Source organism: Streptomyces sp. NPDC126497 (assembly GCF_040302425.1).
In the GTDB taxonomy this organism is placed as follows: Bacteria; Actinomycetota; Actinomycetes; order Streptomycetales; family Streptomycetaceae; genus Streptomyces.
Genome location: NZ_JBEORT010000001.1, coordinates 53,858 through 72,916, shown reverse-complemented (window position 1 = coordinate 72,916; position 19,059 = coordinate 53,858). Strand labels below are relative to the sequence as shown.

The following is a 19,059-nucleotide window of genomic DNA, read 5'->3' as shown; positions in this document are numbered from 1 at the left end:
CCGCCCCCTCGAAGGGCCCCGCCGGGCGCGCCGTACCATGGGCAGCCGAAAAGCAGGAGCGCCCGCTCCACGAACGGATCCGCCGTGCACGAACCTCCCGCCGCCCCCACCTCCTGGCGCGTCGCGCTGCCGCACACCACCGCGGCGGTGCCCGTGGCCCGTGCGCTGGTCCGTACGGCACTGGCCGAGCGGGAGCACTCCGCCGACTGCGACACGGCGGAGCTGCTGACGGCGGAGCTGGTGGCCAACGCCGTGGAGCACACCTCGGGGAGCACCCCGATCGAGCTGGTGGTGCGGCTGCTGCCGACCGGCTGCCAGGTCGAGGTGCACGACGCCGACCCGGAGCCGCCCGGCGACCTCACCCGCCCGGCCCGCGGCATGCCCGATCCCTGGCAGGAGCACGGGCGGGGGCTGCTGCTGATCCGCACCCTGAGCTCGTCCTGCGGACACCGCCCCACCGAGTCCGGCAAGGCGGTGTGGTTCCGGCTGCCGGGCCAGCGCCGCCCGGTCTGAGCGGACGCGGCGGCTCAGGCGAGGGTCGCGACCAGGACCGCCTTGATCGTGTGCATGCGGTTCTCCGCCTCGTCGAAGACGACCGAGTGCGCCGACTCGAACACCTCGTCGGTCACCTCCAGGGAGGTGAGGCCGTGGCTCTCGAAGATCTCCCGGCCGACCTTGGTGCCGAGGTCGTGGAAGGCGGGCAGGCAGTGCAGGAACCGGACGTCCGGGTTGCCCGTGGCGCGCAGGACGTCCATGGTCACCGCGTACGGGGCGAGGGCCTCGATCCGCTCGTCCCAGACCTCCTTGGGCTCCCCCATGGAGACCCAGACGTCCGTGGCGACGAAGTCGGCGCCCGCGACGCCCTCGGCGACGTCCTCGGTGAGGGTGACGCGGGCCCCGCTCGACGCGGCCAGTTCCCGCGCCCGGTCGACGACCTCCTCGGCGGGCCAGTAGGACTTCGGGGCGACGATGCGCACGTCCATGCCCAGCAGGGCCGCGGTCACGAGGTAGGAGTTGCCCATGTTGAAGCGGGCGTCGCCGAGGTAGGCGAAGGCGATGTCCGTGAGCGGCTTGGCGCTGTGCTCGGTCATCGTCAGCACGTCGGCGAGCATCTGGGTGGGGTGCCAGTCGTCGGTGAGCCCGTTGTAGACGGGCACCCCGGCGTACGCCGCGAGCTCCTCCACCTTGGCCTGGCTGTCGCCCCGGTACTCGATCCCGTCGTACATCCGGCCCAGCACCCGCGCGGTGTCCTTCACGGACTCCTTGTGGCCGATCTGCGAGCCGGACGGGTCGAGGTACGTCGTCGAGGCGCCCTGGTCGGCGGCCGCCACCTCGAACGCGCAGCGCGTGCGCGTCGAGGTCTTCTCGAAGATCAGCGCGATGTTCCTGCCCCGCAGGTACCGGTGCTCGGTCCCGGCCCGCTTGGCCGCCTTCAGTTCGGCGGCCAGCTCCAGCAGGCCGAGGAACTCCTCCGCCGTGAAGTCCACCTCCTTGAGGAAGTGGCGGCCGGCGAGGGCGGTCGGGACAGACGCCATGGGGTGCTCCAGGGATGGGGGGACACGAATCGTTGGAAGTATATACGAACTTTTGTATTTCTATACAGCCCCCGGTACCGCGTCCCGCTGGACGGGACAGCTCATGCAGCGCGGCCCGCCCCTGCCCCGGCCCAGCTCGCTGCCGGGGATCTCTATCACCTCGATGCCCTGCTTGCGCAGGTGCGTGTTGGTGGTGACGTTCCGTTCGTAGGCGACGACGACGCCCGGCTCGACGGCCAGGACGTTGCAGCCGTCGTCCCACTGCTCGCGCTCGGCCGCGTGCACGTCCTGGGTGGCGGTCAGCACCCGGATCTCGCTGAGCCCCAGCGCGGCGGCGATCGCGCGGTGCATGTGCTCCGGCGGATGGTCGGTGACCTTCAGCTCCTTGTCCCCCGCGCCCGGCTCGATGGTGTACGAGCGGAGCATGCCGAGGCCCGCGTACTGGGTGAAGGTGTCGCCGTCGACCATCGTCATCACGGTGTCGAGGTGCATGAAGGCCCGCCGCTTCGGCATGTCGAGGGCGACGATGGTGTGGGCGGAGCCGGCCGCGAACAGCTTGTGCGCCAGCATCTCCACCGCCTGCGGGGTGGTCCGCTCGCTCATCCCGATCAGCACCGCGCCGTTGCCGATGACCAGCACGTCCCCGCCCTCGATGGTGGACGGGTAGTCGGCCTGCCCCTCGGACCAGACGCGGAAGGGCTCCGCGCGGAACAGCGGGTGGTGCCGGTAGATCGCCTCGAAGTGCACGGTCTCGCGCTGCCGGGCCGGCCAGCGCATCGCGTTGATCGCGACGCCGTCGTAGATCCAGGCGGAGGTGTCGCGGGTGAAGAGGTGGTTGGGCAGCGGGCCGAGCAGGAAGTCGTCGAGCTCCATCGCGTGGAAGCGCACCGAGGTGGGCTCCGGGTGGGCGTCCAGGAACTCCCGCTTGGTCATCCCGCCGATCAGCACCTCGGCGAGCTCGGGCGCCGGCAGCGTCTCGAACGCGGCCCGCAGGTGGTCGGTGGCCAGCGGACCGTACTCCTTCTCGTCGAAGACGCGGTCCAGGACGAGCGCGCGGGCCTGCGGGAGGTCCAGCGTCTCGGTGAGCAGGTCGCCGAAGAGGTGGACGACGACACCGCGGTCGCGCAGCACGTCGGCGAACCCGTCGTGCTCGGCGCGCGCCCGGCGCACCCAGAGCACGTCGTCGAAGAGCAGGGCGTCCTTGTTGCTGGGGGTGAGCCTCTTGAGCTCGAGATCGGGCCGGTGCAGGATCACGCGGCGCAGCCGCCCGGCCTCGGAGTCGACGTGGTAGGTCATGCCTTTCATCCTGACCGCCCGGGCACGGGTTCACCCCTGTCCCCCGGCTCCCGGGTCCCGGCCCTCCGCCTGCGCCGGACCCGGCCCGCCCCGGCCCGGGCGGCGATCCGGCCGGCGGGGTGCCCGCCGTGGCGCGGGGACCGGCGGGCAGGAGGGCAGGGGCGCGATCGCGGGCCCGCCCGGACCGGGGCGGAAACCGGCCCGGTCCGGACAGGCCCCGGAGGGCCCGCCCGGACCGGGCCGCGGTGCGCGTCCGTCCCCCTACAGCCGCGGGTCCACCGGCTCCGACTCCAGGGCCAGTACGGCGAAGACCGGCTCGTGGACCCGCCACAACGGCTCGCCCCCGGCCAGGCGGTCCAGGGCCTCCAGACCCAGGGCGTACTCGCGCAGGGCGAGGGAGCGCTTGTGGCCGAGGAAGCGGTGGCGCAGGCGGGCCAGGTTCTCCGGACGGGTGTACTCGGGGCCGTAGACGATCCGCAGGTACTCGCGGCCCCGGCACTTGACGCCGGGCTGCACCGGACGGCCCTTGTCGTCGTGGACCAGCGCGCCGGCCGGCTTGACGACCATGCCCTCGCCGCCGCGCCCGGTCATCTCCAGCCACCAGTCGACTCCGGCGCGCACGGACTCGGGGTCGGCCGTGTCGACGTGGAGGCGGCGGGTGGTCCGCAGCAGTCCGGTGGTGTCGTGCTCGACCATGCGGTCGATGAGGGCGAGCTGCTCGTCGTGGGGCAGGGCGGCCAGGCTGCGGCCCTGGACGGCGAGGATCTGGAACGGGGCCAGCCGGACGCCCTCCAGGCCGTCGACGGGCCAGCAGTAGCGGCGGTACGCGGCGGTGAACGCCGAGGCGGCGTCCGCCCGCTCGCGCTGACGGGCCAGCAGGTCCCCGACGTCCACCCCGCGGGCCGCGGCGCCCTCCAGGGCGGCCAGGGCGCCCGGGAAGGCCGCGCCGGAGGCGGCGCCGACCGCCGCGTACTGGGAGCGCAGCAGACCCGAGGCCTTCAGCGACCACGGCATCAGTTCGGCGTCCAGCAGCAGCCAGTCGGTGTCGAGTTCCGCCCACAGGCCGGCCTCGGTGACCGCCGTGCGCAGCCGGCCGAGGACCTCCTCCGTGGCGGAGGCGTCGGCGAAGAAGGGGCGGCCGGTGCGGGTGTACAGCGAACCGGTCTCCCCTCCGCAGGCGCCGAAGCGCCGGGCGGCCGCGTCGGCGTCGCGGCAGACCAGGGCGACCGCGCGGGAGCCCATGTGCTTCTCCTCGCACACCACCCGGGCCACGCCGTCCCGCGCGTACTGGGCGAACGCCTCGACCGGGTGCTCCAGGTAGCCGTCGAGCTGCGAGGTGGCGGTGGGCGCCATCGTCGGCGGGAGGTACGGCAGCAGGCGCGGGTCGATCGCGAAGCGGCTCATGACCTCCAGGGCCGCGGCGGCGTTCTCCTCGCGGACCGCTATCCGGCCGTGGTGCCGGGTCTCGACGAAGCGGCGCCCGTGCACGTCCGCCAGGTCCAGCGGACGGCCCTCGTGGCCGCCGGGGGCCTCGGTGCGCAGCGGGCGGGCCGGCTCGTACCAGACCCGCTCGGCCGGCACGTCGACCAGTTCCCGCTCCGGCCAGCGCAGCGCGGTGAGCTTGCCGCCGAAGACGGCGCCGGTGTCCAGGCAGATGGTGTTGTTGAGCCAGGTCGCCTCCGGGACCGGGGTGTGGCCGTAGACCACGGCGGCCCGGCCGCGGTAGTCCTCCGCCCACGGGTAGCGCACGGGCAGGCCGAACTCGTCGGTCTCGCCGGTGGTGTCGCCGTAGAGGGCGTGGCTGCGGACCCGGCCGGAGGTGCGGCCGTGGTACTTCTCCGGCAGACCGGCGTGGCAGACCACCAGCCGGCCGCCGTCGAGGACGTAGTGGCTGACCAGTCCGTCGATGAACTCCCGCACCTCGGCGCGGAACTCCTCGCTCTCGCCGTCCATCTGCGCGACGGTCTCGGCCAGTCCGTGGGTGTGCTGCACCCTGCGGCCCCTGAGGTGGCGGCCGAACTTGTTCTCGTGGTTGCCGGGCACGCACAGCGCGTCGCCCGCCTTCACCATGGCCATCACGCGGCGCAGCACACCGGGGCTGTCCGGGCCGCGGTCGACGAGGTCGCCGACGAAGACGGCCGTGCGGCCCTCGGGGTGCGTGCCGTCGACGTACCCCAGCTTGCCGAGCAGCGCCTCCAGTTCGGCCGCGCAGCCGTGGACGTCGCCGATGACGTCGAAGGGGCCGGTGAGGTGGGTGAGGTCGTTGAACCGCTTCTCGGTGACGACGGTGGCGTGCTCGACCTCCTCCACGCCGCGCAGCACGTGCACCTTGCGGAAGCCCTCGCGCTCCAGGTGGCGCAGGGAGCGGCGGAGTTCGCGGGTGTGGCGCTGGATCACCCGGCGGGGCATGTCGGCGCGGTCGGTGCGGGCCGCGTTGCGCTCGGCGCACACCTGCTCGGGCACGTCGAGCACGATGGCGATCGGCAGGACGTCGTGCTTCCTGGCCAGCTCGATCAGCTGCCGCCGGCCCTCCTGCTGCACGTTGGTCGCGTCGACGACGGTGCGGCGGCCGGCGGCCAGCCGCTTGCCGGCGATGTAGTGCAGCACGTCGAAGGCGTCGCGCGACGCGCTCTGGTCGTTCTCGTCGTCGGCGACCAGGCCGCGGCAGAAGTCGGAGGAGACGACCTCGGTGGGCTTGAAGTGGCGGCGGGCGAAGGTGGACTTGCCCGACCCGGAGGCGCCGACGAGCACCACGAGGGAGAGGTCGGTGACGGGCAGGGCGCGGGGCCGCGCGGAGGTGTCGGTGGTGGTCATGCGGCCTTCGCCTCCTGAGCGGTGCCGGCCGTGAACACGGCCATCTGGGTGGGCGGTCCGACCTCGGGGTCGTCCGGTCCGACGGGGAGGAACTCCACCGCGTAGCCGTGGCGTCCGGCCACCTCGGCCGCCCAGGCGCGAAACTCCGCGCGGGTCCACTCGAAGCGGTGGTCACCGTGGCGGACGTGGCCGGCCGGGAGGGTCTCCCAGCGCACGTTGTACTCCACGTTGGGGGTGGTCACGAGGACCGTGCGGGGGCGGGCCGCGCCGAACACCGCGTATTCCAGGGCGGGCAGCCGGGGCGGGTCGAGGTGCTCGATCACCTCGCTGAGCACGGCGGCGTCGTAGCCCTTGAGGCGCTTGTCGGTGTAGGACAGCGATCCCTGGAGGAGCCGGACGCGCGCCGCCTGCCGCTCCCCCATGCGGTCCAGCCTGAGCCGCCGGGAGGCGACGGCGAGCGCCCGCGTCGACACGTCGACGCCGACGATCTCGGTGAACGACGGGTCCTCGAGCAGTGCCTGGACGAGCTGGCCCTGGCCGCAGCCGAGGTCGAGCACCCGGGCGGCGCCGGACGCGCGGAGCGCGGCGAGGATCGCCTCCCGCCGCCGCACGGCGAGCGGGGTCGGCCTCTCCTCCGCCTCCGTCTCCGCCGTCACGGCGTTGTCGATCTCCTCGACGTCGCTGTCGTCGGCCTCGGCCAGCCGGACCAGCTCGAGGCGCTCCATGGCCCGGCGGGTCAGCGACCAGCGGCGGGAGAGGTAGCGGCTGGTGATCAGCTTCTGCTCCGGGTGCCCGGGCAGCCAGCCCTCACCGGCGCGCAGCAGCTTGTCGACCTCGTCGGGGGAGACCCAGTAGTGCTTGGCGTCGTCGAGGACGGGGAGCAGGACGTACAGGTGGCGCAGGGCCTCGGCGAGGGTGAGCGTGCCCGCCTCCAGGACCAGGCGCACGTACCGCGACTCGCCCCACTCGGGGAACTCGGCGTCCAGGGCCACGGGCTCGGCGGTGACCGTCCAGCCGAGCGGCTCGAAGAGCCGGCGGACGAGTCCGGCGCCGCCGCGGGCGGGCAGCGCGGGCACCTCGACGCGCAGCGGGCGCGGCTGCGCGGGGAGCTCCGGGCGGGCGGCGCACACCCCGCGCATCGCGCTGGAGAAGACACCGCTCAGCGCGACGGCGAGCAGGGAGGACGCCGCGTACGGGCGGTCGTTGACGTACTGCGCGAGGGCGGCGTCGGGGGCGCCGCCGCGGCCCTTGCCCCTGCCGCGCCGGACCAGTGCCACCGCGTCCACCTCCAGCAGCAGCGCCGCCGTGCAGCGCTCGGCGTCCGCCTCGGGGTAGAGGACGTGCGCCGTGCCGTAGGACGTGGAGAACGCCTGCGCCTTCTCGGGATGCTTGTGGAGCAGGAAACCGAGGTCGGTCGCGGGGCGCTGGGGGGAGCCGGTGGTACTGATCGTCAGGAACACGGTGGTTACACCTCGAAACCCTTCTGAGCTGCGGGTACGCGCCGGATGCGGGCGCGCGGTGCCAACGTACCGGGAACGGTCGGGAAGGCTCCGGGAATTTCGGGGCGCGTGCGGCGGGGCCGCCCGTGCGCACGGACGGCCCCGTTTCCCGCGGGCGGGTGCTACGACAGCTGGGACTGGACCTGGGCGGAGATCAGCTCCAGGTGGTCGAGGTCGTGCAGGTCGAGGACCTGGAGGTAGACGCGGCTGCAGCCGGTCTCGGCGTAGCGGCCGATCTTGTCGACGACCTCGGCCGGGGAGCCCGCCAGGCCGTTGGCCCTGAGCTCGTCGACCTCGCGGCCGATCGCGGCGGCGCGGCGGGCGACCTCCTGGTCGTCCTTGCCGACGCAGACGACCAGGGCGTTGGAGTAGACGAGGTCGCCCGGGTCGCGGCCGGCCTCCCGGGCGGCGTCGCGGACCCGGCCGAACTGGCGGGCGGTGTCCTCGATCGAGGCGAAGGGCATGTTGAACTCGTCGGCGAACCGGGCCGCCAGGCGCGGGGTGCGGGTCGCGCCGTGGCCGCCGATGAGGACCGGCACCTTGGACTGGGCCGGCTTGGGCAGCGCGGGCGACCTGGTGAGGTCGTAGTGGGTGCCGTGGTAGTCGAAGGTCTTGCCGGTCTCGGTGGCCCACAGGCCGGTGACGATCTCCAGCTGCTCCTCCAGGCGGGCGAACTTCTCCTTGGGGAAGGGGATGCCGTACGCCTTGTGCTCCTCCTCGAACCAGCCGGCGCCCAGGCCCAGCTCGACGCGGCCGCCGGACATCTGGTCGACCTGGGCGACCTGGATGGCGAGCACGCCGGGGAGGCGGAAGGTGCCGGCGGTCATCAGGGTGCCGAGCCGGATGCGCCTGGTCTCGCGGGCGAGGCCGGCGAGGGTGATCCAGGCGTCGGTGGGGCCGGGCAGGCCGTCGGCGGAGCCCATGCTGAGGTAATGGTCGGAGCGGAAGAAGGCGTCGAAGCCGAGGTCCTCGGTGGCCTTGGCGACGGTGAGGAGGGTGTCGTAGGTGGCGCCCTGCTGGGGTTCGGTGAAGATGCGAAGATCCATGGTTCCATCCTGCACGGTCCGGGACGGATTCGCGCAGCTCAGCGGGGCGGCGCTGGCGGGGTGTCTCCGCCGCTCCCGGCTCCGCTCGAGCGGGAGGTGCCCCGTCGCCCCTGCGGCACGACTGCCCGCGGAGGGCGGTGAGCGGTGGGCGGGTGGGGGTCAGCCGGCTTCTCGTTGCAGGAGGAGGGCTTCGTGGGTGGCCAGTTTGCGGAGCATTTCCAGGACGCGGTCACGGGACTCGTCCGCCGCGTCGATGGCCTCCATGCACTGCCAGTACGTCGCCTCGTCCTCCGCGGAGGAGGCGAGGCCCACCAGGGCGATGCCGACCTCGCCGAGCAGACCGCCGAGGTGCATCAGGACCGGGTGGGGCTCGCCCAGCTCGGTGAGCCGGGCCGCGCGCAGTTCGCCCGGATCCAGGTCCGGGATGTCGAGCACTCCGCAGCCACGGCCTGCCAGCTCGGTCAACCCCAGCGCCTCGCCCCGTAGTTCGGGTGGGCCGGCGACGGCGAGGCGGCTCCCTATCGCCTGCGCCAGGGCCTGCGCCTGCCACACCTCGGTCAGCAGCTCCCCCGCGCCGCCGCCCGCGGCCAGGGCTCGCCTGCTCGTCATGATGAGCCGCACAGCGTCCATGCGCTGCCCCCGTCCGTCCGACGCGCTGCCCACGCGTCCGCATCCGTTGAACTCCCCTGTTCACTACCCAGAGTGAGGGAACGTGAGACAAAAAGCCAGAGGAAAAACGAAATCTTCGGACAATGATGCGCACACGACTCACTTTCCGCTCACGGAGAGTGACCGTTCGACTCCCCCGGCGGGAATCTGCGCTCGTTGCGGTCGATCTTCGCGGCCAGCGCGGTCAGCGGGTCGACGCCGAGCACCTCGCAGAACTGGAGCAGATAGGCGAGGACGTCGGCGACCTCGTCGCGCACACGGTGCGCGGTGTCCGGGTCGTCCATCACGCGGGCGGACTCCTCGGGCGTCAACCACTGGAATATCTCCAGGAGTTCGGACGCCTCCACGCTGAGCGCGGCGGCGAGGTTCTTCGGGGTGTGGTGGGGCTGCCAGTTCCGCGCGGCGGCGAACTCGGCGAGCCGGTGCTGGAGTGCCGTGAGCTCGAGGGGCCCGGGCCCACGGTCACGTTCGGCGTCGTACGGATCGGTCACGGTCCAGGTGTACCACCGTCACCCCGCTCTCCCCCGCCGCCCACGAGGCGTCGCTCGCCGTCCCCACCAGCCGGATGTGCCCGCGCTCGCACATCCGCGCCGCCAGCCGCAGCAGTTCCCCCCGCTGCCCCGGGTCCAGCGCCCGGTCCAGTCCGTCGGCGAGGACCGTGAGGGTCTGGAGCGCGGCGGGGACCTCGCCGGGCGCGTCGACCTCCAGCACACCGGGACCGGTGAGCAGGACCAGGGCGAGGGCGGTGTACCGCAGCTCGCCGTCGCCGAGGCGCCGCAGGTCCGTGCGGGTGCCGTCGCCCCGGTCGAGGAGGGCGCGGACCAGGCGGCCGGCGTCGTACGGTTCGGCGAGCAGGTCGGTGACCGGCCCGGCGCATCCGGCGCGCACCGCGTCCACGAGGAGGGCGTGCCGGCGTCCGCACTCGGCGCGGGTGCGCCACAGGACGTCGGCGAGGTTGTCGCAGCCGCCGAGCAGCCGTCCGGTGCCGGTCGGGACGGGGCCCCGCATCCGCTCGGGCCGGGGGTCGCAGGGGAAGACGGACCGCAGGGCGACCACCGTCTGCTCGACGGCGGCGAGCACCCTGCGCTGCCCGGGGGTCCTGCCGGCGACGCGCAGCGGCAGCAGCGCGGTGCCGAGCCGGTCGTCCGGCAGCGGGGCGCGGGTCACCGGCGTGGCCCCCGCCGTGTGCCAGGCGGCCTGTACGGTGCGCCGGCCGGGGTCGCGCAGGGCGGTCTCCAGCAGGACCGTCCCGTCGGCCGTCAGCCGCTCCCCCACGATCCGCAGCCCGGGTTCGGCCTGTACGGCGACGTCCAGCCGGACCGGTCCCTCGGGACCGTCGGCGGTGCAGCCGATGCGGAAGCCCCGGCGGCGCTGGGCGTCGGCGCGGGCCCGCTCCGGCACACAGGCGCCGGGGTCCGGGAACACCTCGCCCAGCTCGGCCCCGCCGCCGAGCCGGGCCAGCGCCTCGTACGCCCGCAGCGCGCTGGTCTTGCCGCTCCCGCTGGGCCCGGCGAGCAGGGTGAGCGCCCCCAGCGGGAGGTGGACGCCGCGGTGGCCGGCGAAGGCGGACAGCCGCAGCTCGGTGACCCGGGGCTGCCGGGGGCGCCCGCCGGGGGCCGGGGGCGCAGGTGAGGGGGCGGTGGCCGGGTGGGGCGGGGAGGCGGGGGTGGTCATGGGCGGGACGCTAAGGGGTCCGGTACGGGGCGAACCGTTCCGCTCGGCGGTCTTCCCACGATCGGGCGACGCGCTCAGGCGCCCGGGACCCCCACCCCCTCCATCAGCCCCGTGACCTCCGTGCCGGCCGGGGTCAGGAGGAAGACGTTGCGGTCGACCCGGTGCATTCCGCTGGCCAGGCCGAAGACGACGCCCGTGCTGAAGTCCAGGACCCGCTTGGCGACCTCGGTCTCCGCGCTGGTCAGGTCCAGCAGGACCGGTATCCCGGACATCAGGGTCTCGGCGACCTCGCGGGCGTCCGCGAACACGTTCACGCGCAGGACGACGAAGCGGCGGCGCGCCTCCGTCGCGGCCTCGGGCAGGGCGCGGTGACCCACCGCGGACGGCCATGCGTCGCGGCCCCGCAGCGGAACGACCTGGGCGAGCCCCTCCCACTGTTCGTCGGTGACGTCGTGGCTGTTCACCGGCATGCTCCGTCCCCTGTCGCGCTGACTGTCTGCATCGGGCAATTCTTACTCATGGTCACCCGTTCGGCCCAATAACGACACGGTCCGCCATCGCGGTGCTCGCACAACGTGACGTCTGCCCCGGTGTCCCCCGGATATCCGGGGCGCCGCCGAGGACCGCGCCGCTCGCGCGGAAAGCCCCCGCGAGCGGGCCGGATCCGCCCGGCCGCGTCGCCCGACCGCCGTGCCGCGCGCCCGCGTTGACCCGGACCCGCCCGGGCCGGTTGCATGGGCGCATGGCCGGTGAAGCAGACGGTGTGGTGGGGCCCGTGGTCGCCTTCGAGACGCAGGAGGACTGGGAGGCGTGGTTGGAGGAGCATCAGGACGACGCCGACGGGGTGTGGCTGAGGATCCCGAGGAAGGGATCCGGGATCGCCGGGGTCGACTACGCCACCGCCCTGGAGTCGGCGCTGTGCTACGGCTGGATCGACGGGCACAAGAAGGGGCTGGACGACACCCACTGGCTGCAGCGCTTCACGCCGCGCCGGCCGCGCAGCCGGTGGTCGGCGGTCAACCGGAAGAAGGCCCTCGGCCTCATCGCGCAGGGGCGGATGCGGCCGTCCGGGCTGCGCGAGGTGGAGCGGGCGCGGGCGGACGGCCGCTGGGAGGCCGCGTACGCGAGCCAGAGCACGGCGACCGTCCCCGACGACCTGCGGGCGGCGCTGGACGCGGCGCCCGCGGCCGGTGAGTTCTTCGGCACCCTCGACAGCCGCAACCGCTACGCGATCCTGCACCGGATCGAGGAGGCCAAGCGGCCGCGGACGCGGGCGGCCCGGATCGAGAAGCTCGTCGCCATGCTCGCCGAGGGGAGGAAGATCCACCCGTGACGGAGCGGCGGGCGTCCGGGGTCAGCCCGCGACGACCGCCTCCGCCGCCGCCACACCGCAGACGCGGGCCGCGCCGTGGGTGGCGACGTGCAGGGCGCCACGCGGCGCGGACTGCGGTACGCCCATCTCCACCACCACGGTGTCCGGGCCGGCGGCGATCAGGGCGTCCAGGGCGGTACGCATCCACGGGTGCCGGTGCTCGTCGCGGACCACGGCGACCACGCGCCGGCCGGCCGCCGCCCTCACCGCCTCGTCCCCGGCGCCGGGGCCGGTGAAGTGGCCGGTGGTGGTGCCCGGCAGCAGCCGCTCCAGCTCCGCGCCGACGCCCCACGGGGTCTCGTCGCCCACGGCGATGTTCGGGGCCGGGGTGAAGGTGGCCACGTACACCGGTCCGGTGACCGGCGCGGCGCCGGCGGCGCGGGTGACGGTCACCGCGCGGCGGGCCGCGGTGAGGCCGATCTCCGGATCGGGTCCGGCGGCCGCGGCCGGGGAGCGCCGTACGCCGGCGGTCCACTCGGCCAGCGCGCGCACCCGGGCGGCGGCGTCGGCGAGCCGCTCCTCGGGCAGTTCGCCGGAGCGCACGGCGGCGACCAGCGCGTCCTGGAGGCTCTGCACGGTGCCCTCGTCGCACAGCCCGCCGCCCACGCAGATCGCGTCGGCGCCGGCGGCGATGGCGAGGACGACCCCGTGCTCCAGGCCGTAGGTGCCGGAGATGGCGCGCATCTCCATGCCGTCGGTGACGATCAGCCCCTCGTAGCCGAGCTCGCCGCGCAGCAGGTCGGTGAGGATGCGCCGGGAGAGGGTGGCCGGACGGTCCGGGTCGAGGACCGGCACCCGGATGTGCGCGCTCATCACGGCGCGGGTGCCGGCCGCGATGGCCGCACGGAAGGGCTGGAGCTCGCGCTCGTGGAGCGTGCCGGCGTCGAGGTCGATGTGCGGGATGGCGTGGTGGGAGTCGACGCTGGTGTCGCCGTGGCCGGGGAAGTGCTTGGTGCAGGCGGCGACGCCGGTGGACTGCAGTCCCTCGACGTAGGCGGCGGTGTGCCGGGCGACCAGGGCGGTGTCCCCGCCGAAGGAACGCACGCCGATCACCGGGTTGTCGGGGTTGGCGTTGACGTCGGCGGACGGCGCCCAGTTGAAGTTGACCCCGCACGCGGCGAGCCGGCGGCCCAGCTCGCGGGCGACGCCCCGGGTCAGGCCGGTGTCGTCGACGGCGCCGAGGGCGTGGTTGCCGGGGAAGGAGGAGCCGGTGCGGACCTCCAGGCGGGTGACGTCGCCGCTCTCCTCGTCGATGGCGACCAGCAGGTCGTCCCGTTCGGCCCGCAGCTGCGCGGTGAGGGCGGTGACCTGCTCGGCGGTGGTGACGTTGCGGCCGAAGAGGGCGACGGAGGCGAGGCCCTCGGCCAGCCGCCGGCGCACCCAGTCGGGCGCGCTGGTGCCGGCGAAGCCCGGCTGCAGTACGGCGAGCGCGTCCCGGGTGAGGGTGTCGGTGCCGGTGGTGAATGTCGTCATCGGGTGGCGTTATCCCTTCACGGCGCCCGCGGTGAGACCGCTGACGGCCCTGCGCTGCAGGAAGACGAAGAGGATCAGGATCGGAACGGCGAACAGGGAGGAGGCGGCCATGGTGGCGCCCCAGTCGTCGCCGAACTGGGTCTGGAAACTGGACAGCCACAGCGGCAGGGTCTGCGCGCCCCCGGCCTCCTTGCTGAGCACCAGGACGAGGGGGAACTCGTTCCACGCGGTGATGAAGCCGAACATGGAGGTGGACATCAGGCCCGGCGCGAGCAGCGGCAGGATGACCCGGCGGAACGCCTGGGCGCGGGTGCAGCCGTCGACCATCGCCGACTCCTCCAGCTCCTTGGGCACGGCGGCGACGAAGCCGCGCAGCGTCAGGATGGTGAAGGGCAGGATCATCATCATGTAGAAGGCCGTGAGCGGCACCAGGCTGTTCAGCAGGGAGGCGTCCCGCACGATCATGTAGATCGCGATGACCATGACCTCCCAGGGCGCCATCTGGGCCAGCATGAAGCCGATGACGAAGCCGCGCCGCCCCCTGAAGCGCATGCGCGCCAGGGCGAAGGAGCCGGCCAGCGCGATGACCAGCGAGAAGAGGACGGCCAGACAGGTGACGGTCAGCGAGTTGCGGACGTACGTCCAGAAGTGGTCGGCGTCGATCGCGGTCCTGAAGTGCTCGAACGTGACGTCGGTGGGGAACCAGACGGGGGTCTCCGAGATGATGTCGCCGGTCGGCTTGAACGCCGTGGAGAACATCCAGTACACGGGGAAGACGCAGACGGCGAACAGGACGACGGCCGTGACGTTGGGCCACAGGCGGCCGAAGAGCGAGCGCTTCACAGCTCGTCCTCCTCTTGCTTGAGCACGATCCTGAGGTAGTAGGCGGTCAGGCCGAGCATGATCAGGACGGTCAGCACCGCGATCGCCGCGCCCATGCCGTAGTGCTGGTTGCCGACGCCCTCGACGTAGGCGTAGACGGGCAGGATCTCGGTGAGCCGGTCGGGGCCGCCGCCGTTGAAGGTGAAGACCTGGACGAAGGCCTTGAAGATCCAGATGATCTCCAGGAACGTCGTGGCGTAGAGGAACGGCCGCAGGAACGGCAGGGTGACCGTGGTGAAACTGCGCCAGGCGCCGGCGCCGTCGAGGGCGGCGGCCTCGTACAGTTCGCCGGGGATGGTGGTGGTCGCCGCGTAGAGGTTGATCGCGACGAACGGGACGGACATCCAGACGATCAGCAGGGTGACGACGAAGAACGTCGACATCTGGCTGCTGGTCCAGCTGTAGTCGGCCATGGAGTGCCAGCCGAGCTTGTCCAGGACCCAGTTGACGACGCCGAAGCGCTGGGCGAACAGCCACTGGTAGACGGTGGTGGCGGCCACCACGGGCATGGCCCAGGCCAGCACCAGGCCGATCATCAGGGTGAGCCGCATCCGCTTGCCGAGGCGGGCGAGCAGGAGCCCGGTCAGCGCGCCCAGGAGCATGGTCAGGGCGACGTTGACCGCGGTGAACAGGATGGAGCGGACGGTGACCCGCCAGAAGTCCTCGCCGGTGAGGACCTCCTTGTAGTTCTCGACGCCGTTCCACTCGGTGACGTGCTGGATCAGCTGCGCCATGTTGAGGTTCTGGAAGGACAGCAGCAGGTCCTTCAGCAGCGGCCAGCCGAGCAGCAGCACGGTGGCCGCGACGGCGGGCAGCAGCAACAGGTACGGGGTGAGCGCGCCGGCGCGCGACGCGGCTCGCGGTGTGGGCCTGCCGGGTCCCCCGTCGTCCGCCTTGCGGACGTCCGCCGGGCCGGAGGGCGGCCGTTCGGTCTGCACGGTCATGCTCGCGATCTCTCTTCTCGGCGTGCTCAACACGGGGCGGGGACCGTCCCCTCGGCCGGTCCCCGCTCCGGTCGGAGCGCGTGCGCTACTACTGCTGCTGCGCCAGGCGCTTGTTGAACTCGCCCTCGACCTGCTTGGCGGCGTCGGCCGGGGACTTGCCGTTCAGCACGGCGGTCAGGTACGTCTTGATCGGGTTGGGGTCGTTCTCGACGGCGGCCCACTCGGGGATCAGCGGCGTGGTGCCGCCGACGGCGGCGGCCGGCGCGGCGGCCTCGGCGGGGGCGTTGCCCTTGAGGTTGCTCTGCAGCGACTCCTTGTTGGGGATGACGCCGTTGGCCTTGGCGAGCGCGCCCTCGAACTCGTCGGAGAGGGCGATCTTCAGGAACTCCTTGGCGAGTTCCTGCCTCTTGCTGCCCGCGGCGACGGCGAGGTTGGAGCCGCCGAGGAAGACGCCCTCGGGCTTGTCGGCCGTGGGACCGGGGATGGTGAAGTAGCCGATCTCCTTCTCGATGTCCGGGTTGGCCTTGATCGCGATGCCGGCTTCCCAGCCCATGCCGATGAACGCGCCGGTCCTGCCCTTGGCGAAGACCTCGCCCTGCTGCGGGGTGGCCTCGTCCTTGTCCTTGGGGGCCTTGGACAGCGCCTGGAACTTCTTGTACGTCTCCGTGGCGGCGGCGACCTTCGGGTCGTCGAGGTTGGAGACGTACGTGTCGCCGTCCTTCTTGACCAGTTCGCCGCCCTCGCCGATCACCAGGCCGACGAAGTGGTACCAGTTCTGGCCGGGCAGGTAGATCGGCTCGGCGTCGGTCTTCTCACCGATCGTCTTGAGCGCGTCGTAGAACTCGTCGCGGGTCTTGGGGGTGTCCTTCAGCCCCGCGTCCGCCCAGACCTTCTTGTTGTAGAGGACGACGCGGTTGGCGAAGAACCAGGGCGCCGCGTACTGCTTGCCCTCGAAGACGGAGGACTCGTTGAGGGACTCGGTCCACTCGCCGCCGATCTCCGCCTTGAGGTCGGCGAGGTCGGCGAGGCCGCCGGTCTTGGCGTAGGCCGGGGTCTGGGTGTTGCCGACCTCGAAGACGTCCGGCGGGTTCTCCTCGGACAGGGCGGTGGTCAGCTTCTGCTGGATGCCGTTCCACTGCTGGACCTCGAACTTGACCTTCGCCTTGGTCTTCTTCTCGAACTCGGCGGCGAGGTCCTTCTGCCACTGGTCCGGCGAGGAGCCGTCCATCACCCACACGGTGAGCGTCTCACCGGCGTAACCGTCCGCGCCGGTCTTCTTGCCGCCGTCACCGTCGTCGCCGCCGCACGCAGCGACGGAGAACAGCATGCCCGCGACCCCGATCGCGGCTATCAGCTTGCGCTTCACGCGCCACCCCTCCTCAGGAATGCCTTGCACACCCACGCCCTCGGCGGTGACCCTCACAACGGCGCAACAGCTCGGCGGGCTGGGGCCCGGCTTCCTCTAAATGGTTTAGACCAGCAAGGGGAGCTTGGCCTAGACCTATGGCCCTGTCAAGGGTCGTGAACTCACGCCTCGGTAACGGGTCCAACGCCCCTGGCAGGGCACAGAACTCCACCCAAAGGGGGACGGGTCGAGGCTTGGACTAGACCAAAGCGAGAACGCACCGTTATAACGGGATCGCCGAGCGTGCGGCGCCGAACCCGGCCGTCCGCCGACGTGCACCGCGGCCGGCACCTGCCGACCGCGCGCCGGACACCGCAGCCGGAAGGGCAGTCATGAGCACGGACGTCAGCAGCGCCCAGGCCGACACGGGAGCGCCGGGCCGCATCGGGCGCGTACCGAAGTACTACCGCATCAAGCAGCGGTTACTGCAGATGACCGACGAACGCGCCCCGGGCGCCCCGATGCCGGCCGAGCGCCTGCTCGCCGTCGAGTTCCGCACCTCCCGCACCACGGTCCGCAAGGCCCTGCAGGAGCTGGTCGGCGAGGGCCGGCTCGACCGCATCCAGGGCAAGGGCACCTTCGTCGCCCGCCCGAAGGTCTACCGGACGCTCCAACTGACCTCGTACACCGAGGACATGCGGGCACAGGGACTCCACCCCACCTCGCAGGTGCTGGACATCGGGTACATCACCGCCGGCGCGGAGCTGGCGGCCCTGCTGGAGGTGGAGCCGGAGGACAGGGTGCTGCGCATCGAGCGGCTGCGCCTGGCCGGCGGGGAGCCCATGGCGATCGAGGCGACCCACCTGCCCGACCGGCGCTTCCCGCGGCTGCGCCGCAACCTGAGCCGTTACACCTCCCTCTACACCACCCTCGCCGAGGTGTACGGCGTACGGCCGGCGGAGGCCGACGAGACCATCGAGACCTGCCCGGCGACACCCCGGGAGGCGGGGCTGCTCGCCACGGACGTGGGCCTGCCGATGCTGCTGCTGTCCCGCCACTCGCGGGACGAGGCGGGAACGCCGGTCGAGTGGGTCCGCTCGGTCTACCGGGGCTCGCGCTACAAGTTCACGGCGACACTGACGCGTCCGGGGCCCTGACCGGGGGGTTCACACTCAACAAGGCTCTGCGGAAACGAAGTTGAGGTGGAGCGCCGAAAGGGCGCTCCTTGACACGCCCCATTGGTCCAGTCCACTATCCCAATGGTCTGAACCAATTGACGGCGCGCCCGGCGCCCTGGGCGACATCGATGTCACACGGGTGGCCCCGGCACGCGCACCGCGGCCTGCCGACGCCCCGCGGACACCGCCGCCGCGGGGTTCCTCCCCGGGGCGAGCCGGGCCGCCGTGGCACCGGCTCTCCGCCGCCCCCTCCTCCGCCCGCACGCCGTGAGTGATCCCGATCTCCGGAGTACCGCATGACGACGCACCACCGTTTCTTACACCGCGCCGCCTCCGAGCGCCCCTACTTCAGCGCCGACGGCGAGACCTACCTCGCCGGGACGCAGCTGCGGCACCTGACCAAGGACCTGCCGCTGCGGGTGCTCTCCGAGGAGCAGTTCGCGTCCTGGCAGGACCACGGCTACGTCGTGGTGCCGGAGGCGATCTCCCCCGACGCGGCCAAGCTGCTGCTGGAGTTCGCCTGGGAGTTCCAGGGCCTGGACCCGCAGCGCCCCGAGACCTGGTACGAGGAGCGCGCCTTCCGCTCGGAGCTGGACCGGGACCTGTTCGTCTACGGCTTCGTCGAGGCGTACCAGCACCAGCTGCTCTGGGACAGCCGGCAGACCCGGCGGGTGTACGACGCCTTCGTGGACGTGTGGGACTGCGAGGAGCTGTGGGTCACCCTGGACCGGCTCAACCTCAACCCGCCCAATGTGAGGAACCGTTCGCGTTCCCTCATCGACCCCACCGACGAGGGGTTCGACATCGAGCTGCACTGGGACGTGGACACCACGGCGAGCGTGCCGCCGCAGCGGGTGCAGGGCATCGTCGCGCTCACCGACACGGAACCCGACCACGGCGGCTTCCAGTGCTCCCCGGAGCTCTTCCGCCGGTTCGACGAGTGGAGGGTCGGGCAGCCCGCCGGCCGGGACCCGATCCGCCCGGGTGCCGACCGCACCGGGTTCCCGGTCGTCCGGCCCTCGCTCAACGCCGGTGACCTGCTGATCTTCAACGGGATGCTGGCGCACGGCGTGGCGCCCAACACCTCGGCCGACGGCGTGCGCGCGGTGCAGTACCTGTCGATGATGCCCGCCCTCGAGGAGCACGAGGAGCTGCGCCGCTCCCGGGTGGAGTCCTGGCGCACGCTCGGCACCCCGGAGTGGAACGCCACCCTGCTCGGCGACGCCGTGAAGCACGAGTCGCTGCGCTACGGCCCCGCCGAACTGGACGGTCTGGGCCGGAAGTTGCTGGGGCTGGACGCCTGGCACGGGCGGACCCGATGAGCGGGGGAGC

The 19,059-nt window shown here is 72.7% G+C and carries 17 protein-coding genes; 4 read left to right on the top strand and 13 right to left on the bottom strand.

Going from position 1 to position 19,059, the window contains the following annotated elements; genetic code table 11:
- Positions 1–84 precede the first annotated feature (84 nt).
- On the top strand, positions 85–513 hold the full coding sequence (locus ABTY20_RS00310; protein ID WP_351994761.1) for an ATP-binding protein: 429 nt from the start codon (positions 85–87) through the stop codon (positions 511–513).
- A 14-nt stretch (positions 514–527) separates the two neighbouring features.
- Here ABTY20_RS00310 and argF read toward each other — a convergent pair whose 3' ends face one another.
- The 9 genes from argF to ABTY20_RS00265 form a co-directional block, all read right to left on the bottom strand.
- Complete coding sequence (gene argF / locus ABTY20_RS00305; RefSeq protein ID WP_351994760.1) at positions 528–1,535, bottom strand: ornithine carbamoyltransferase; 1,008 nt, start codon at positions 1,533–1,535, stop codon at positions 528–530.
- Positions 1,536–1,595: 60 nt separating this feature from the next.
- Entirely contained in the window at positions 1,596–2,831 is a 1,236-nt protein-coding gene (locus ABTY20_RS00300; RefSeq protein ID WP_351994759.1) for an arginine deiminase, read from the bottom strand.
- 261 nt (positions 2,832–3,092) lie between these two features.
- Positions 3,093–5,645 carry a polynucleotide kinase-phosphatase gene (locus tag ABTY20_RS00295; protein WP_351994758.1) on the bottom strand — a complete coding sequence of 851 codons (2,553 nt, stop codon included), beginning with the start codon at positions 5,643–5,645 and terminating at the stop codon, positions 3,093–3,095.
- Positions 5,642–7,105, bottom strand: coding sequence for a 3' terminal RNA ribose 2'-O-methyltransferase Hen1 (locus ABTY20_RS00290; protein ID WP_351994757.1), 1,464 nt, complete (start codon positions 7,103–7,105; stop codon positions 5,642–5,644). Before ABTY20_RS00290 ends, ABTY20_RS00295 begins: the two co-directional genes overlap by 4 nt.
- A 161-nt stretch (positions 7,106–7,266) precedes the next feature.
- Entirely contained in the window at positions 7,267–8,190 is a 924-nt protein-coding gene (locus tag ABTY20_RS00285) for an LLM class F420-dependent oxidoreductase (protein ID WP_351994756.1), read from the bottom strand.
- Between the two features lie 159 nt (positions 8,191–8,349).
- Complete coding sequence (locus ABTY20_RS00280; RefSeq protein WP_351994755.1) at positions 8,350–8,820, bottom strand: DUF6099 family protein; 471 nt, start codon at positions 8,818–8,820, stop codon at positions 8,350–8,352.
- A gap of 149 nt (positions 8,821–8,969) precedes the next feature.
- Complete coding sequence (locus tag ABTY20_RS00275; protein WP_351994754.1) at positions 8,970–9,350, bottom strand: nucleotide pyrophosphohydrolase; 381 nt, start codon at positions 9,348–9,350, stop codon at positions 8,970–8,972.
- Positions 9,322–10,533, bottom strand: a complete 1,212-nt coding sequence (locus tag ABTY20_RS00270) for an ATP-binding protein (protein ID WP_351994753.1) — start codon at positions 10,531–10,533, stop codon at positions 9,322–9,324. Before ABTY20_RS00270 ends, ABTY20_RS00275 begins: the two co-directional genes overlap by 29 nt.
- Before the next feature lie 74 nt (positions 10,534–10,607).
- A complete protein-coding gene (locus ABTY20_RS00265; RefSeq protein WP_351994752.1) occupies positions 10,608–11,003 on the bottom strand; it encodes a cell division protein SepF in 396 nt (131 codons plus the stop codon).
- Positions 11,004–11,275: 272 nt separating this feature from the next.
- Here ABTY20_RS00265 and ABTY20_RS00260 point away from each other — a divergent pair, with 272 nt between their 5' ends.
- Complete coding sequence (locus ABTY20_RS00260) at positions 11,276–11,866, top strand: YdeI/OmpD-associated family protein (protein ID WP_351994751.1); 591 nt, start codon at positions 11,276–11,278, stop codon at positions 11,864–11,866.
- A gap of 21 nt (positions 11,867–11,887) precedes the next feature.
- Here ABTY20_RS00260 and ABTY20_RS00255 read toward each other — a convergent pair whose 3' ends face one another.
- The 4 genes from ABTY20_RS00255 to ABTY20_RS00240 all read right to left on the bottom strand — a co-directional run bounded on the left by ABTY20_RS00255 (position 11,888) and on the right by ABTY20_RS00240 (position 16,570).
- On the bottom strand, positions 11,888–13,378 hold the full coding sequence (locus ABTY20_RS00255) for a glycoside hydrolase family 3 protein (RefSeq protein WP_351994750.1): 1,491 nt from the start codon (positions 13,376–13,378) through the stop codon (positions 11,888–11,890).
- A 9-nt stretch (positions 13,379–13,387) separates the two neighbouring features.
- Complete coding sequence (locus tag ABTY20_RS00250) at positions 13,388–14,221, bottom strand: carbohydrate ABC transporter permease (protein WP_351994749.1); 834 nt, start codon at positions 14,219–14,221, stop codon at positions 13,388–13,390.
- Positions 14,218–15,204: a carbohydrate ABC transporter permease gene (locus ABTY20_RS00245; protein ID WP_351994748.1), complete on the bottom strand. Its 987-nt coding sequence runs from the start codon at positions 15,202–15,204 to the stop codon at positions 14,218–14,220. The genes ABTY20_RS00250 and ABTY20_RS00245 overlap by 4 nt, the downstream gene beginning before the upstream one ends.
- Before the next feature lie 88 nt (positions 15,205–15,292).
- The gene (locus ABTY20_RS00240; protein ID WP_351994747.1) at positions 15,293–16,570 is read right to left on the bottom strand and encodes an extracellular solute-binding protein; all 1,278 of its coding nucleotides are present in this window, start codon (positions 16,568–16,570) and stop codon (positions 15,293–15,295) included.
- Positions 16,571–16,941: 371 nt separating this feature from the next.
- Between ABTY20_RS00240 and ABTY20_RS00235 the strand changes: the two genes are divergently transcribed.
- Positions 16,942–17,706: a GntR family transcriptional regulator gene (locus ABTY20_RS00235; RefSeq protein WP_351994746.1), complete on the top strand. Its 765-nt coding sequence runs from the start codon at positions 16,942–16,944 to the stop codon at positions 17,704–17,706.
- A gap of 317 nt (positions 17,707–18,023) precedes the next feature.
- On the top strand, positions 18,024–19,049 hold the full coding sequence (locus tag ABTY20_RS00230; protein WP_351994745.1) for a phytanoyl-CoA dioxygenase family protein: 1,026 nt from the start codon (positions 18,024–18,026) through the stop codon (positions 19,047–19,049).
- Positions 19,050–19,059 lie beyond the last annotated feature (10 nt).